General features: G+C 62.3%; 13 protein-coding genes. 9 read left to right on the top strand and 4 right to left on the bottom strand.

What is annotated here, in order from left to right:
• Positions 1 to 22 precede the first annotated feature (22 nt).
• Positions 23 to 1,078, top strand: coding sequence for a substrate-binding domain-containing protein (locus ACWUKX_RS02675; RefSeq protein WP_065008346.1), 1,056 nt, complete (start codon positions 23 to 25; stop codon positions 1,076 to 1,078).
• A gap of 69 nt (positions 1,079 to 1,147) precedes the next feature.
• Here ACWUKX_RS02675 and ACWUKX_RS02680 read toward each other — a convergent pair whose 3' ends face one another.
• On the bottom strand, positions 1,148 to 3,202 hold the full coding sequence (locus ACWUKX_RS02680; protein WP_456003570.1) for a bifunctional aldolase/short-chain dehydrogenase: 2,055 nt from the start codon (positions 3,200 to 3,202) through the stop codon (positions 1,148 to 1,150).
• An 87-nt stretch (positions 3,203 to 3,289) separates the two neighbouring features.
• The gene (locus ACWUKX_RS02685) at positions 3,290 to 4,255 is read right to left on the bottom strand and encodes a sugar-binding transcriptional regulator (RefSeq protein ID WP_456003572.1); all 966 of its coding nucleotides are present in this window, start codon (positions 4,253 to 4,255) and stop codon (positions 3,290 to 3,292) included.
• Positions 4,256 to 4,444: 189 nt separating this feature from the next.
• Here ACWUKX_RS02685 and ACWUKX_RS02690 point away from each other — a divergent pair, with 189 nt between their 5' ends.
• The 4 genes from ACWUKX_RS02690 (at position 4,445) to ACWUKX_RS02705 (ending at position 7,376) form a co-directional block, all read left to right on the top strand.
• Positions 4,445 to 6,085 carry an acyl-CoA synthetase gene (locus tag ACWUKX_RS02690; RefSeq protein WP_456003575.1) on the top strand — a complete coding sequence of 547 codons (1,641 nt, stop codon included), beginning with the start codon at positions 4,445 to 4,447 and terminating at the stop codon, positions 6,083 to 6,085.
• Between the two features lie 219 nt (positions 6,086 to 6,304).
• Entirely contained in the window at positions 6,305 to 6,538 is a 234-nt protein-coding gene (locus tag ACWUKX_RS02695; RefSeq protein ID WP_456003577.1) for a YybH family protein, read from the top strand.
• Entirely contained in the window at positions 6,526 to 6,714 is a 189-nt protein-coding gene (locus ACWUKX_RS02700; RefSeq protein ID WP_456004075.1) for a nuclear transport factor 2 family protein, read from the top strand. Before ACWUKX_RS02695 ends, ACWUKX_RS02700 begins: the two co-directional genes overlap by 13 nt.
• 143 nt (positions 6,715 to 6,857) lie before the next feature.
• Positions 6,858 to 7,376 carry a YkgB family protein gene (locus ACWUKX_RS02705; RefSeq protein ID WP_456003579.1) on the top strand — a complete coding sequence of 173 codons (519 nt, stop codon included), beginning with the start codon at positions 6,858 to 6,860 and terminating at the stop codon, positions 7,374 to 7,376.
• Between the two features lie 123 nt (positions 7,377 to 7,499).
• On the opposite strand, the gene ACWUKX_RS02710 is transcribed toward ACWUKX_RS02705, so the two are convergent.
• Complete coding sequence (locus tag ACWUKX_RS02710; RefSeq protein WP_456003581.1) at positions 7,500 to 8,393, bottom strand: PhzF family phenazine biosynthesis protein; 894 nt, start codon at positions 8,391 to 8,393, stop codon at positions 7,500 to 7,502.
• A 186-nt stretch (positions 8,394 to 8,579) separates the two neighbouring features.
• Positions 8,580 to 8,933, bottom strand: coding sequence for a VOC family protein (locus ACWUKX_RS02715; protein WP_287092117.1), 354 nt, complete (start codon positions 8,931 to 8,933; stop codon positions 8,580 to 8,582).
• Positions 8,934 to 9,205: 272 nt separating this feature from the next.
• Between ACWUKX_RS02715 and ACWUKX_RS02720 the strand changes: the two genes are divergently transcribed.
• From ACWUKX_RS02720 to ACWUKX_RS02735, 4 genes are all read left to right on the top strand, one after another.
• Positions 9,206 to 9,811 (top strand): TetR family transcriptional regulator, encoded by a 606-nt coding sequence (locus ACWUKX_RS02720; RefSeq protein ID WP_456003583.1) that lies wholly within the window; start codon positions 9,206 to 9,208, stop codon positions 9,809 to 9,811.
• A 74-nt stretch (positions 9,812 to 9,885) separates the two neighbouring features.
• Entirely contained in the window at positions 9,886 to 11,025 is a 1,140-nt protein-coding gene (locus ACWUKX_RS02725) for an efflux RND transporter periplasmic adaptor subunit (protein ID WP_456004077.1), read from the top strand.
• Between the two features lie 248 nt (positions 11,026 to 11,273).
• On the top strand, positions 11,274 to 14,420 hold the full coding sequence (locus ACWUKX_RS02730; protein WP_456003586.1) for an efflux RND transporter permease subunit: 3,147 nt from the start codon (positions 11,274 to 11,276) through the stop codon (positions 14,418 to 14,420).
• Between the two features lie 67 nt (positions 14,421 to 14,487).
• A complete protein-coding gene (locus ACWUKX_RS02735) occupies positions 14,488 to 15,981 on the top strand; it encodes an aldehyde dehydrogenase family protein (protein WP_456003588.1) in 1,494 nt (497 codons plus the stop codon).
• Positions 15,982 to 16,004: the final 23 nt, after the last annotated feature.

Genomic DNA, 16,004 nt, shown 5'->3' on the forward strand with positions numbered 1-16,004 from the left:
TTCAACAAGTGGAGGAGACAACATGAAGATCACGAGAAGACTTTTGGGGAAGGCAGCACTCGGGCTTGCCGGCGCCGCGCTGCTGATGCAGGTCCCGGCGATGGCGCAGGACAGGCCGGCGCCGTTCGACAAGCCCGGCGCCGTCAAGATCGCGCTGGTCCGCTATCTCTCGACCGGTGACTTCTTCCAGGCCTATCTGTCCGGTGTCGAAGCACAGGCCAAAGCGCTCGGCGTCGATCTGCGCGTCCTTGACAGCCGTCAGGACGCCGCCCTCCAGGCAGACATGGTCGACCAGGCCATTGCGCTTGGCGTGCAGGGTATCATCATCCAGCACGGCTTGACGGAATCGATGAAGGAAGCCGCCCAGCGCGCGGTCGACGCCGGCATCAAGGTCGTAGCGTTCGACGTCAACGTCGAAAACCCCAAGATCCCGCAGATCGAACAGTCCGACCGCGACCTCGCACGCCTCGCGCTCGAACAGGCGATCAAGGACAATGGCGAGAGCTGGAAGGCCGGCTATGTCTATGTCGCCGGCATCGCGCCGCTCGACCGCCGCAACGAGACCTGGGTTGACTTCAAGAAGAAATATGCGGGGATCAACGAGGCGGCGATGTTCGGCACGCTCGACAATCCGATCGCCAATTCCGTCGCCAACCAGGCCCGCTCGGTGTTGTCGGCCAACCCCGACATCAAGGTGATGTTCGCGCCCTATGATGAATTCGCCAAGGGCGTGAAGATCGCAGTCGACGAGGCGGGGTTCAACAAGGACATCAAGATCTATTCGGCCGATATCTCGACCTCCGACATCGCCGCGATGCGCGAGCCCGACAGCGCCTGGGCGGCAACCGCCGCCACCAATCCGGCCGTCGTCGGCCAGGTTTCGGTGCGCGCGCTGGCGCAGCTTTTGGCCGGCGAAGACCCCGGCCACAACGTCATCGTGCCGCCGACGCTGATCACCCAGAAGGATCTGATCGACAAGGACATCAAGAACATGGAAGACCTTTCGGCCAAGCTGCCGCAGTTCGCCCATGCCGATGTCGCGATGCCGGCCTGGATGCCGAACCCGAACGCCAAGTAGCTTTTAATCGCAGGCAAAAGGAAAGAGCGGCTTGCGGGCCGCTCTTTTGCGTCTGGACTGTTCTTGAGCCTACCGCAGCGCCGCAGCGATGTTGCCGCCGTCGACCGTCGTCACACTGGCGGTGGTCCGCTCGGCCAGCGCCTGATGCAGGAAAGCCTGGGCCACGTCTTCGGCCGTCACTTCCTGACCAAGCAGATTGCCAGCCATATATTCCTTTTCCGAGACGCCGCGCGCCCCCGAACGGCTGGCGATCATGGTGTCGGTAAGCAATCCGGAACGGATGCGATCGGCGTTGACGGCATTCGAGCGGATGCCATGGGCGCCATAGTCGAGGGCATACTGCCTGGACAGGAACAGCGTCGCCGCCTTCGGGATGCCATAGGCGCCGAACTTCGGACCGGGATTGATTGCCTGCTTGGAGGTGTTGAAAAGGAGCACGCCGCCGGTGCCCTGTTCGAGCATGATCCGCACCGCGTTCTGCGCCGCTGACTGGTGGGCGAAGAAATTTAGCTCGAAGCTCTTGCGCAAAGTGGCGTCGTCGAGTTCGCCGATGCGGCCTTCCCAGGCAGCTCCCGCATTCGAGACGAGAATGTCGAGGCCGCCGAAGACGGCCACCGCCTTGTCGAATGCCGCGCGCATGTGCGCCGGATCGGTGATGTCGGCGCCGATGCCGATCGAACTGTTGCCGGCTTTCTTCGCCGCTTCCGCCGCCCTTGACGCATCGAGATCGACGACGACGGCATGGGCGCCGTTGTCGGCGAACAGCTTTGCCGTGGCGGCGCCGATTGCGCCGGCGCCGCCGGTGACCAGCACAACCTGCCCGGTCAGCGGCTTCGGCTTGTTGGAGGCGAGCTTGGCCTGTTCCAGCGACCAGTATTCGAGCGGGAACAGGTCGGCTTTGGACAGCGGGCGGAAATCGCCGACCGCTTCGGCCCCGCGCACCGCCTCGATCCACATTTCACCGACGTCGGAGGCAATCTTCGCATCCTTAAGCGTGCGGCCATGGCCGAACATGCCGAGGCCCGGCACCAGCGTCAGCCGCGGCATCTGGTCGAGCATCGTGCGCTTCACATCATCGAGCGCGTCGTTGGTTTCGAAGTAGGCGCGATAGTCCCCGGCGAATTTCTCGACATGTTGGCGGATGACGGATTTGTAGTCGCCGATCTTGTCTGCGTCGGGCGCCGGCAGCGCCATCGGCCCGGTCTTGATGCGGATCGACAGGTCGGGCGTCGATACGCCGCGCCCGGCATAATCGGCAATCTTTGCCGAATTGATGAAATCGACGATCGCGTCCGAGGTGCGGAAATCGCTGATCATGCGGTCGAAGCGGCCTTCGCCGCGCGCTACCGCCACTGAGCCGCGCAGCATCGGCGCAATGTCCGCAGGCTTGGCCAGCCTGGCCGGCAAGGCGGCTTTTTCGGCAAGCGGCTTGCCGTGGCTGGCGATGAACTCCTCGGCGGCGTTCACATAGTGGATCATCCGGTCGTAGGCCTGTTTGGCATCGTCGCCGAACGTGAAAATGCCATGCTTGTCGAGGATCAGGCCCTCGACCGTCGGGTCGGCGTCAAAGACATCGGCCGCCGCCTTCGCCAGGTCGAAGCCCGGCATGATGTAAGGCACGAACCCCATCTTGTTGCCGAAGACTTTCTTGCTCAGTGCCTCGCTATCATCCTGGTCGACGATGGCCAGAACGGCGGTCGAGTGCGTATGGTCGACGAATTTATGCGGCAGGAAGGCGTGTAGCAGCGTCTCGACCGAGGGGTTTGGCGAAGACGGGTCGATGAGGTTCACCCGCTGCAGGGCGACCATATCCTCGTCGGAGAGTTTCTTGAGCGACCGCGCCTTGAGCAGGGCGCCGAGCTTGACCGCCGGCAGGCCCTGCGGCTCGATGACGCCCATGTCCCAGCCGCTGCCCTTGACGCAGAGCACGTCCCATTCGTCGCCGACGAGGTCGGTGGCCTTTGTCTTGCAGGATGTGTTGCCGCCGCCATGCAGGACAAGCCGCGGTTCGCCGCCCAAAAGCCTGGTCGTATAGACGCGCAGCGCCAGGTCGCGGGCAACGCCCATTGTTGCATAGTCGGCAACCAGCTTCTCCGCGTCGCCGTCATTCCACAGGTTCTTCATGTTCGCTTCGTCCGATTTCTCTTTGTTTGTGAACAGGAACGCCGCGACGCTTTGATGACAATGCGCCCGCGGCGGCGTTTTGCGTATCTAGGCGACCTTTTCCGCCGCCGGTCCGGCATGGTCGAGCAGCCGTCGCGCCATCCGGGCGCCGACCACCAGATGCGTGCACAGCCCACCTGCGATCGCCGCCACCAGCGGCTCGAATTTGCTGTCTTCCTGCACCACCACCAGGCGCTTTTCAATCTTGCGCAGCGATGACAGCTCCGCCGAAATGATCCGCCGGTTGTAGCTGCAGTCGAGCGCTCTTCCTTGCGCGTCGATGATCTGCCCGGCGATGACGCCGGCAGCCCCGGCACGGCGCAGCACCTCCATTTCGCTCGCAGTCAGCGCGCCGCATTTGACGACATGGCTCCCGGCGTCGACGGTGCCGACCGAGTAAAGCGCCAGGTTGCACGCACTGATGCCCGACAACTGCTCGCGGATCACTGGCTCGGCGCGTAGGCCGCGTGCCAGTTCCTCTGTCGTCAGCACCAGCGGTGCGTAGAAATTGAGCCCCTTGGCGTTGAGCCGGCGTGCGATTTCCATGGTGCATTGATCGGGCCGGTAGGAATAGGGGGCTCCCAGATTGCCGCAGAGCTGCACCACCGTGACATCCTGCAGATCGGCATAGGACATGATGTCGGCGATCGTATAGATGGTCCTTCCCCACGCGACGCCGATGCGGTCGCCCTTCTTGATCAGTTCGAGAAAGACGCTGGCCGCCAGCACCGCGATGTCGGTCGACGGATCGGCGACATGGCCGTTTTCCGGCGCGATCCAGACGGCATCGAGCTTCAATGCGTCTTCGAGCTTGCGCGCCATGACATCGTCGGTGAAAAGCTGGGTTGAGGTCGAGATGTTGACGATGCCGGTCTCGCGCGCCTTGCGCAGATACATGGCGACCGAGGCTCGGGAAATCTTGAGCTGGCTGGCCACCTGATCCTGACGCAGGCCATGGGCATAGTAGAGCCAGGCGGCCTTGTGGATAAGCTGTTCTGCCGGTCGGATCGCCATGCCATCTCCTCGCTGACATTATTCATGGCTCTCGACAAAAGTCAAATCGAGCGGGGGTAAACGATACCCTTTCGCGCGCGGAATCTAGATCATCATTGTGCCAAATGCGCTCTATCGTGGCATCGTTGATGGTGACGGGTCGGAGGCCTGTGGTTAGAAAGTTCGAGAAACGATATTGGGGAGGACGGGATGGCCAATCCCTACGAACAGGATCTCGACAGGAATCCAGCCAACCACCAGCCGCTGACGCCGCTCAGCTATCTGGAGCGGGCGGCAAAGACCTTTCCCGACCATGTCGCGATCATCCATGGCAGTCAGCGCACGACCTATCGTGATTTCTGGCGGCGGTCGCTGAAGCTTGCCTCGGCGCTGCAGAGGCGCGGCGTCGGCAAGGGCGACACCGTCACCGTGATGTTGTCCAACACGCCGCCGATGTTGGAAGCGCATTTCGGCGTGCCGATGACCAAGGCAGTACTGCATTCGCTCAACACCCGCCTTGACGCCGCGGTCATCGCCTTCCAGCTCGACCATGCCGAAACCAAGGTGCTTGTCGTCGATCGCGAATTCGCAAATGCCGTCAGCGAGGCGCTGGCGCTGGCTAAGGTAAAACCGCTGGTCATCGACTACGACGATCCCGAATACGCGGCCGACGCCCCATATCCCAAGGGGCAGCGGATCGGCACGTTCGACTACGAGAACTTCGTCGCGGGCGGCGACGAGGATTTCGCCTGGTCGATGCCCGACGACGAATGGGACGCGATCTCGCTCAACTACACGTCCGGTACCACAGGCAATCCGAAGGGCGTCGTCTATCACCATCGCGGTGCGGCACTGATGGCCTACGCCAACACCATCCATGCCGGCATGGGCAAGCATGCGGTGTATCTGTGGACGCTGCCGATGTTCCACTGCAATGGCTGGTGCTTTCCGTGGACGCTGGCCGTGCAGGCCGGCACCCATGTCTGCCTGCGCTGGGTGCGGCCGAAGCCGATTTACGACGCCATCGCCGATTACGGCGTCACTCATCTGTGCGGCGCGCCGGTCGTCATGTCGGTGCTGATCAATGCCAGGGACGAGGACAAGCGGCAATTTCCGCAGACGGTCACCTTCAGCACGGCCGCAGCACCGCCGCCGGAAGCGGTGCTGTCGGGCATGGCCGATGCGGGCTTTGCGGTCATCCACCTCTATGGCCTGACCGAGACCTATGGCCCGGCCGTCGTCAACGAATGGCATGGCGAATGGGATGGGCTGGAGAAGGGTCTCAGGGCGGCGAGGAAGGCCAGGCAAGGCGTGCGCTATGCCGCGCTCGAGGATCTGACGGTGATGGACCCCGAGATAATGGAGGAGACGCCGGCTGACGGCGAGACGATCGGCGAGGTCATGTTCCGCGGCAACATCGTCATGAAGGGCTATCTGAAGAACCGCAAGGCGAGCGACGAGGCCTTCGCCGGCGGCTGGTTCCACTCGGGCGACCTCGGCGTCAGGCATCCCGACGGCTACATCCAGCTCAAGGACCGCTCCAAGGACATCATCATTTCCGGCGGCGAGAACATCTCATCGATCGAGGTCGAGGAGGCGCTTTACAAGCATCCCGCCGTCGCCTCCTGCGGCGTCGTCGCCAGGCCCGATGACAAATGGGGCGAGGTACCGGTCGCCTATGTCGAGCTGAAGCCGGGCAGGACGGCGACCGAAGCCGAGATCATCGATCACTGCCGCGCGCTGCTCGCCCGCTTCAAGGTGCCGAAAGCGGTGATCTTCGCCGAAATCCCGAAGACCTCGACCGGCAAAATCCAGAAGTTCAGGCTGAGGGAGATGGCGAAGGAGGCCTAGCCACGCGGAAACCTCGCGCGAGAAGGTGCCGTCCCTTGCGTTTGGACTTGTCGAACAGTGGAATATGCGGCTCGATTGCGCGCTCTCAAAACATGTCTCGCAGCAGTCGGATCGGCTGAACGAAGCAAAAAGATCACTCAGTGTCGGATCGAGCACCTCCCGATCGTCCTCGATACAGAACCAGTTCGACGGAGAATATCCAGCAGGAGGAGAATTCTAATGGAGAACACGGAGCGTGACGCCGAGGCACATATCCAGGCGCTAATCGAGCGTTGGGCGAACGCCGTGCAGCAGCAGGACCTGGCGACAATCATTGCGGATCACGCGACGGACCTTCTGATGTTCGATGTCCCACCGCCGAACGAACTCAGTGGAATTGAGGCCTACCGGGATAGCTGGGGTCCGTTCTTCGAGCACTTCAAGAGGGCGGCGTTTTCGCGATCGAGCGGCTAGATGTCACGGCGGGCGACCGGGTTGCTTTTGCAACCGCATTGCTGCGGTGCGGCACCAGCGAAGAGCTTGAAAAGGACCCGGCAACCCGCCTCCGGCTTACCGTCGGACTACAGAAGGAAGGTGATCGTTGGATTATCGCTCACGAGCATCACTCGTACCCTTACAAGCCGGACTGAGCAGCGCATCGGGGTGATCGAGCGACCGTGACAGCGGCGGCGATTGGCCAGCCGTCAGGGGCAAGGGATAAAATAATGACCCCAAGCGACAAGATCGAATTTACGATGCGGGTGGTGCAATTGGCGGTTGGAGGAGAAAACTCATGCCGGTTCTCAGAACATCAGAGCCTGAAGGTCAAGACGAGACCCTTCCTCGGTCGTGGGCGCGAAACGCCGCCGCGGTCAGCAAAGCGGGGCGGATCCTCGCCCTGGTCGGGGTCATACTGCCGCTTCTCATGATCGGCGGGATGAAGTTCACGGCTGTTGAGATCGAGGCGTTGAGGCCGCTGATCGGCGGCACGCCTTGGCTCGCCTGGATGTATCCGGTATTCGGTGAAGCTGGTGCCTCTTATGTGCTTGGCGTCGTCGAGATCGCGACCGCGCTTCTGCTGATTGCCTCTCCCTGGTCGACACGCGCCGGTGTGGCCGGTGGGGCATTAGCCGCGCTGATTTTCCTGGTCACCTGTTCGATCATGGTTGCCCTGCCGATCTGGGAGCCTGCGCTCGGCTTTCCCGCGCTCGGTCCCGCCGGTCAGTTCCTGATCAAGGACATTGCGCTGCTCGGCATCGCGCTTGTCATACTGGGCGAAAGCCTGAACAGACTGAACAGATCGGCTACCTAAGCGGATCCAAGTCGAAGGCGAGTGGCAGAATGACGTCATCGGCATAGCCGCGCCAAATGGCGGGCTACTGCAAACTTGTGGGACGGGCACAGGTTCGCCGCGGCCACCGGACTACACATTCGACTAGATCGAAAAAGCCCCGCTCGCCACCACGATGCCGCGTCCGGAAACGCTCACTGAGCCGGCATCTACATCTACCTCAATGATGCTGGTACGTCCGAGAGTAGTGCCTTGCTCGACCTTGATTACGCCGGGCTGTGCAACACTGTGTGCAACGAGATGTGCGGCGAGCGGGCCAGCCGCCGTACCGGTTGCCGGATCCTCGGAAATGCCGACAGTCGGGTTGAAAAAGCGTGCATACGCTGTGGTTCCGGGCTGTAGCGGATCGAGTGAGAAGACGTAGCAGCCTTCCCCGCCGACCTCCTTGAGCAGGTCGAAAAGCTGTTTGGCATCAGGCGAAATCCGGTCGACGGCTTCGCGATCGCGGATCGGCACCAGGAGATGGGCAGCACCAGTCGAGACCACCTGGCAAGGCACAACGTCCGCTATTTCTTCAGCATTAAGTCCGAGTGCCGTGGCAAGAGCGCCAAGGTTTGAGAGCGCCCTGCCGGCCACTGGGGCTTCTTGCCGCATAATGATCTTTTCGAGTTTCCCTTGGCTTTGCCAGATGGCCAATGGGTACACCAAGTCGCCGATCTGTTGGTGAAACCATGTTGGGCCATCGCCCAGCTCGAGCCGCCCCGCCGCAGCGAGCCACCACCAAGCCCCTAGCGTGTTGTGTCCGCCTGCACCGAAAACCTCTACGCCTTTCGGCGTGAAAGAGCGCAATTTCCAATCGGCGTCCGCCCGGGTCGCCGGCAGGACAAAGGTGGTCTCGGACTGGTTGAACTCACGTGCAATGTTCTGCATGAGCTCGAGCGCCAACTCGCCACCGCCGTCCACAACCGCAAGTGAATTGCCCGTCAGCGGCGCCACCGCGAAGACATCGACGAAATGAAATGGAATTGTTCTGCTCATGGTTTCCTCCGGTGACCGCCGCCCGTTTCCGTTATTCGGCTAATGTTTGGAAGGTCGTCAATGTCCCGAATTGCAGAACAATCCTAATGCATGTCGCGCAAAAGTGTGCAGCGGTTTTGCGATAACGACGTGCACAAAACAACGACCTAAAGCGCGTCGCGTGAGGTCGGTCAAATGCGACGCGCTTTAGCGAAGATGCGAGAGCACGTTGAGCAACTTGCCAGTCGGGTCGGCAATGAAGAAACGTCTTACGCCCCACGGTTCGTCGGTCAGATCATAGACCACTCTGCAACCGATCTCGTTTGCGCGAAGATATACCTCGTCGACATTGTCGACCTCGATCGACAGATCGGGTACGGGGGTGCCTGAGCCACCCTCGCTGGCGATGCTGATCTGGGGAATGGTTGTTTCCCGGGACGCCAGCGTGACGAGCCACCCGTGATCCATGACAACATCGAGCCCGAACAGGTCGGTATAGAACTTCCGAACATCCGGAATGCTGTCTGTTGCGATATTCGAGACTATGCGCAGCACGGTCATCCCAACTCTCCTTTCCGCGGCTTGGATGATAACGCATTGCTGCGCGCTACGGAGCACGTCTTGAATGAAATAAGGCGCCCGATCACCTGAGCCTGGCGGGTGGCCCGTGCACGGCCCGCAGCAGGCTTCATTAACGCTGTTCACGCCCAAGTTGTGTCAACAGATGTCACCGGTCGCCCAACGAAGGTAACATCGCTGTTGACATCCGGTCGATTTCGAATTACGAGTGACGAAATTCAAAATTCGTCATTCGTAAGAGTTAACAAAACAAGATGCATGATACCCTCGATACGGCCGACCTGGTCCGGCAGGAGAATGTCGCGCGCATCCTCGATTGCGCAGAGCGACTGTTCCGCCACTACGGCTACGGCAAAACCAATGTCGCCGACATAGCGCGTGAACTCGGCATGTCGACGGCGAACATCTACCGTTTCTTCGCCTCCAAGGTTGAGATCCACCAAGCCGTTTGCGGCCGTATGCTCGCTACCTGCTACCAACTGACCTACGACGCCTGCCATAGTCCCGGAACGGCCAGCGAAAGGCTTCGCCGCTACGTGCAAACGCATTATCAGTGGACCCGCGACACCATGCTCGACCAGGAGAAGGTGCACGAAATGGTGGTCGTTGCCATCGAACGCGATTGGCACGTCATCGAGAAGCATATCGACAGGATCCGCGGCTTGGTGGAGGAGGTGATCCGCGAGGGAATCGCAGCAGGCGAGTTTGCCGACCAGGACCCGGAAGTCGCTTCGCGGTGTTTCGGCGCCGCTATCATCACCCTCTGTCACCCGCAAATGGTCGCCCAGTGCCTTGCCAAGAAGAATCGGGCGATGCCGGACGAGCTTATCGAGTTTGCCATCAGGGCTTTGACGAAATGACCGGCGGCGTCCGCAGGGCGTCCACAATCCATCTCCAGTTCGGGAGTACGCAAGTGCCTTTGTCCAAATCCATCATGAACAGGCTGCCGGCTATTGGACCGGCACTGGTCGTCGTCGCGGCGCTTGGGCTCGCCGGTTGCTCGCAAGAAAAGGTGGAAGTCAAGGACATCGTCCGGCCGGTCAAGGTCGTCGAGATCGCCAAGGCAAACGATACCCGTGAGCTCTCCTACTCCGGATCGGTGCGCGCACGCACCGAGATGAACCTCGGGTTCCGTATCAACGGCAAGATCACCGAGCGCCTGGTCGACATCGGTCAGCGCGTGAAGCCGGGCGACGTTCTGGCCCGCATCGATCCGGCCGACTACGCCCTTTCGGTCAAGAGTGCCGAAGCCAGCCTCGAGGCCGCCGAGCGGCAGGTCGAGACAACGGGCCTTGCCCGCCGTCGTGCCGAACAGCTGTTTGCCAAGACCTTCGCGTCGAAATCGCAGCTCGAACAGGCGACGCTCAGCTATGATCAGGCGGTCGCCACCCGGAATTCCGCGCGCTCATCGCTTGACCAGGCGAAGAACCAGGTCCTCTACACCGACCTCAAGGCGGACAGGAACGGCATCGTCACATCAGTCACCGCCGATGTCGGTCAAGTGGTCGGCTCCGGCACGCCGGTTGTGACCGTTGCCGTCGATGGCGAAAAGGAAGTGCTGATCGCCGTTCCGGAAATGGATATCGCCCAGTTCAAGCCGGGCAAGAACGTAAAGGCAAGCTTCTGGTCCGACGATGCGCTGACGCTCGACGGCAAGGTCCGTGAAGTCGCCGGCAGCGCCGATCAGCAGTCGCGTACCTTTGCCGTTCGCGTCAGCCTGCCCAACGATCCGCGCGTGCTTCTCGGCATGACCGCCAACATCGAGGCTTCGGCGGCCAACAACAGCCCGCAGAGCGTATCGATCCCGTTGAGCGCGCTGGCGCAAAAGGAAGGCCAGCAGATCGTCTGGACCGTGGACCGCAACGGCGAGACCGTCCATGCGCGTCCGATCAAGGTAGCCGAATTCACCGCCGACGGCGTGCATGTTGCCGAAGGATTGAACCCTGGCGACGTCGTCGTTGCGGCGGGCACGCAATTCATGACCGAGAATCTGAAGGTCAAGCTGACCGGCGATGCGGTGCAGCAGTCCGCATCGGCGGGCGACGATAGCGACGCCGCCAAGCGCGTGCGCTGACGGCCAAGAATAAAACGGCTTTTCCTCGCATCGGCGCAAGCCGCGAGGTCATGCGGTTCATGGTTTCCGGGCGGCAGGTGCCCGATTGTCGAGACGTCAGGTCGATGTAGCCCCCCACATCGATCCCCGCGTCCCACCGCGATGAGTGTCTCTCCGCTCGGAAAGCCTCGCCGCCCGGAAGCCAGCATTAGAAGCTCAGTGGGCATGCCATGTGCGTGCGCTGACGATCAGACAAATGGACTGGCGCTATGACCACCGACACCAATGAGAAGCGGCCCTTCAATCTTTCGCGCTGGGCAATCGGGCACCCGAGCATGGCGCGGTTCCTGTTCGGCCTGATCATCGTTGCCGGTGCGCTCGGCCTGATGCGCATGGGCCAGAAGGAAGACCCGGACTTCACCTTCCGCGTCATGGTGGTCCAGGCTGTCTGGCCGGGGGCCTCGATCCAGGAGATGGAGGACCAGGTCGTCAACAAGATCGAGCGCAAGCTGCAGGAAACGCCGCATCTCGATTTCGTCCGTTCCTACACGCGCGCCGGCAGCGCCATCATCACCTTGCAGGTGGAAGGCGACACCAATCCCACGCAGGTCGCGGATGCCTTTTACCAAGTACGCAAGAAGGTCGGCGATATCGCCAATGAGCTGCCTCAAGGGCTGCTTGGGCCCTACTTCAACGATGAGTTCGGCGACACTTTCATCACCCTGCATTCGATCAGCGGCGACGGCTACAGCTATCCCGAGCTGAAGAAACTAGCCATCCAGGCGCGTGACATGCTGCTGACGACGCCCGGCGTCGAGAAGGCCGTGATCATCGGCGACCAGCCGGAAAAACTCTATATCGACGTTTCGTCCAAGGTGCTTGCCGAGCGTGGCCTGACGCTCACCGATCTGCAGAACGCGATCAAGGGCCAGAACAATGTCGATCCGGCAGGCTCGGTCGATACCGGCCAGCGTTCGGTGCGCATCTCGGTCGAAGGCAACGTGACAGAGGCGGCCGACATCCGCGAACTTCGCCTGCGCGCCGGCAACCAGGTGACGCGCCTGGGTGACATCGCAACCGTGACCACAGGCCTCGAAGACCCCTATCAGCGCAAATACCGCTTCAATGGCCACGACAGTGTCCAGGTCGGTGTCGTCATGGCCAAGGGATTCAACGTCACCGATGTCGGCAAGGAGGTCGAGGCGACCTATCACCGCTTCGAAGAGGCGTTGCCTTACGGCGTTTCGGTCGATCAGATCGCCGACCAGCCGGAAGTCGTGCGGGAAGCGGTGAGCGAGTTCATGAAGGCGCTTGGCGAGGCGCTGCTGATCGTGCTTGTCGTCTCGTTCTTGACGATCGGCTGGCGTTCGGGCCTGGTGATCGCGATCACCATTCCGCTCGTTTTGGCCGCCACCTTCGCCATCATGTACGAGATCGGCATCGATCTGCAGCGCATTTCGCTCGGCGCGCTTATCATCGCGCTCGGTCTGCTCGTCGACGACGCGATGATCGTCGTCGAAATGATGGAGCGTAAGCTCGAGGAAGGACTGGTCAAAATCGAGGCGGCGAGCTTCGCCTATACCTCGACGGCCTTCCCGATGCTGAGCGGCACGCTGATCACCACCGCCGGCTTCATCCCGGTCGGCTTCGCGGCCTCGACGGCCGGTGAATACGTACGCACGCTGTTCTACGTCGTCGGCATCGCGCTGGTCGTGTCCTGGTTCGTGGCGGTTTACTTCACGCCGTGGCTCGGTCACATGATCCTCAAGCAGCGAAAACACGCCGGCAACCATCACGATGTCTTCGACACGAGCTTCTACCGCCGGCTTCGCGCCACCGTCGGCTGGTCCGTGCGCCACCGCATCATCGTGCTGGTCATGACGCTGGTGACCTTCGCCACCAGCCTGTGGGCGTTCCAGTTCATCCCGCAGAATTTCTTCCCGCAGTCGTCGCGTCCGGAAATCCTCGTCGACCTCTGGCTGCCGGAAGGCACCAGCATCAAGGAAGTCGAGACGCAGGCCAAGGCGCTCGAAACCAGGATGATGGACGACAAGGACAAGCGCTTCATCGCCACCTATATCGGCGAGGGCGCGCCGCGCTTCTTCCTGCCGCTCGACCAGCAGCTTCGCAATCCGAACTTCGCCCAGCTTCTGGTGATGGCCAATGACGAACCGGCCCGCGAGCGGCTGATCGTCAAGCTGCGCACCATTCTGGCCGAGGATTTCCCGTCGGTCCGCGCCAAGGTTGACCGCCTGTTCCTCGGGCCGCCCACGGGCTGGCCGGTGCAGATGCGCGTCATGGGTCCGGATCGCCAGGAGGTGCGCCGCATCGCCGACGAGGTGAAGGCGAAGTTCCAGGCAAATCCGCTGCTCGGCGCCGTCCACGACGACTGGCTGGAGCCGGTGCCGGAGATGAAGCTGGTGATCGATCAGGATCGCGCCCGTGCTCTCGGCGTCACCTCGCAGCGCATCCGCCAGATGCTGCAGGCGACCATGTCGGGCGCGCCGCTCGATGATTTCCGCGACGGCGAGGAGACCGTTTCGATCGTCGCCCGCGAACCGGAAGCAAGCCGTCACCTGCTGTCGGCGGTCGACTCCGTCTCTGTCCCGACGGACTTCGGTGGCTTCGTGCCCCTGTCGCAGGTTGCCAAGGTCGTACCGGTGCTGGAGCAAGGCGTCGAGTGGCGGCGCGACCGCCTCCCGACCATCAGCGTGCGTGCCACGTTGCCGGATGGCGTGCAGTCGAACGATGTCGTGATGAAGATGTACAGCGAGATGCAAGGCCTGCGCGACGGTCTGGCGCCCGCCTACAACATCGAGATCCAGGGCGGCGCCGAGGATTCGGCCGAAAGCCAGGCCTCCATTGCTGCGAAAGCTCCAATCATGCTGGCCGTCATCGTCGTGCTGCTGATGATCCAATTGCAGCATTTCGGCAAGGCGATGCTGGTGCTGGCGACCGGTCCGCTCGGCATCATCGGTGCTGCGGCGGCACTTTTGATCAGTGGCGCGCCGTTCGGCTTCGTCGCCATCCTCGGCGTGATCGCGCTACTCGGCATCATCATGCGCAACTCGATCATCCTGGTCGACCAGATCGACCAGGATATCGCGGCCGGCATGGAGCGCTCGGAGGCCATCATCGGCTCGGCGGTCCGCCGTTTCCGGCCGATCATGCTGACTGCGCTGACGGCGGTCCTGGCGCTGATCCCGATCTCGCGCGGCGTCTTCTGGGGTCCGCTCGCCTATGCCATGATGGGCGGCATCCTCGTTGCCACGGTGCTCACTATCCTCGTCCTCCCGGCAGGCTATGCCTTGTTCTTCGGCAGGGAGCGCAAGAAGGCCGAGGATGCGGAGCAGGCGGCCGAGCCGGAGCTGGCAGAAAACGACGACAGGCCGCGACTGGCTCTGGCCGCCGAATAGAGCTGTTGGCAGATGTGATGTCCAGGGGTTAAATCCGCCCACCGGCAGAGCTCTGGAGGAGGACGTCATGACCGTAGCTCAGACACCGGTGGCGCTGCGCCAGCCGATCGACGGACGCCACCGTCAGATGTTCGTCGATGGCGCCCGGGTCGACGCCCGCTCGGGCCGCACCATGGAGACCCGCAATCCAGCCACCGGCGCGGTCATTGCCACGGTGCCGCGCGGCGACCGCGATGATATCGAGCTGGCGGTGGCCGCGGCGCGCCGGGCCTTCGACGGGCCGTGGAGCCGGTATAAGCCTTACGAGCGACAGGTGCTGCTCCTCAGGATCGCCGACCTCTTCGAAAAGCACTGGGAGGAGATCAGTCGCTCGGACACGACCGACATGGGCATGCCGATCGTGCGTACCCGTGCCAACCGCAACCGCGTCATCGGTATGCTGCGCTACTACGCCGGCATGGCGACGTCCCTGCATGGCGAGACGATTGAGAACTCGCTGCCGGGCGAAATCGTCTCCTTCACGCGCAAGGAGCCGGTCGGCGTCGTCGGCGCCATTATCCCCTGGAACGCACCGACGGCCGCTTCGATCTGGAAGATCGGGCCAGCGCTTGCCGCGGGCTGCACCGTGGTGCTGAAACCTTCGGAAGAGGCGCCGCTGACGCCGCTTCTGATCGCCGACATCATGAACGAGGCCGGCGTTCCGCCAGGCGTCGTCAACATCGTAACCGGCACCGGTGCGGAGGCAGGTGCCGCTCTTTCCGAGCATATGGGCGTCGACAAGATCGTCTTCACCGGCTCGACGGCAACGGGCCAATCGATCGTCCGCGCCTCGGCCGGCAACCTCAAACGCGTCTCGCTGGAGCTTGGCGGCAAGTCGCCGGTCATCGTCTGCGCCGACGCCGATCTCGACAGGGCGGTGCCGGTCGCGGCGATGTCGGTGTTCGCCAATTCCGGCCAGATCTGCATCGCCGGCTCGCGCCTGTTCGTCGAACGCTCCATCCATGACGAGTTCGTCGAGCGCCTGGCGGTCTATGCCAAGGGCCTCAGGATCGGCGACGGCATCGACCCGGCGACCGAGATCGGCCCGCTCGTCTCCGAAAAGCAGCTGCAACGGGTCGCCTCGTATCTCGAGGCCGGCACGGCGGAGGGCGCGACCGTCGTCACCGGCGGTGAACGCCTTATGGAGGGTGCGCTGGCCGCCGGCAATTTCGTCGCGCCGACGGTTTTTGCCGGTGTCTCGGACGACATGAGGATCGCGCGCGAGGAAATCTTCGGGCCGATCATCTCGGCATTGCCGTTCGATACGCTCGACGAGGCGGTCGAGCGGGCCAACAACACGCCCTACGGTCTTGCCGCAGGGGTGTTCACCCAAAATCTCGCCACCGCCCACCAGCTTTCCAGGAAAATCCGCGCCGGCTCGGTCTGGGTGAACACCTATCACGCCATCGATCCGGCCATGCCTTTCGGCGGCTACAAGATGAGCGGCTACGGCCGCGAGGGCGGTGCCGAGCACCTCGACGAGTATCTCAACACCAAGGGCGTGTTCATCAAGATCGATTGATCTCACGCGGGATATGGCATGAA

It is taken from the genome of Mesorhizobium sp. f-mel, assembly GCF_053850215.1.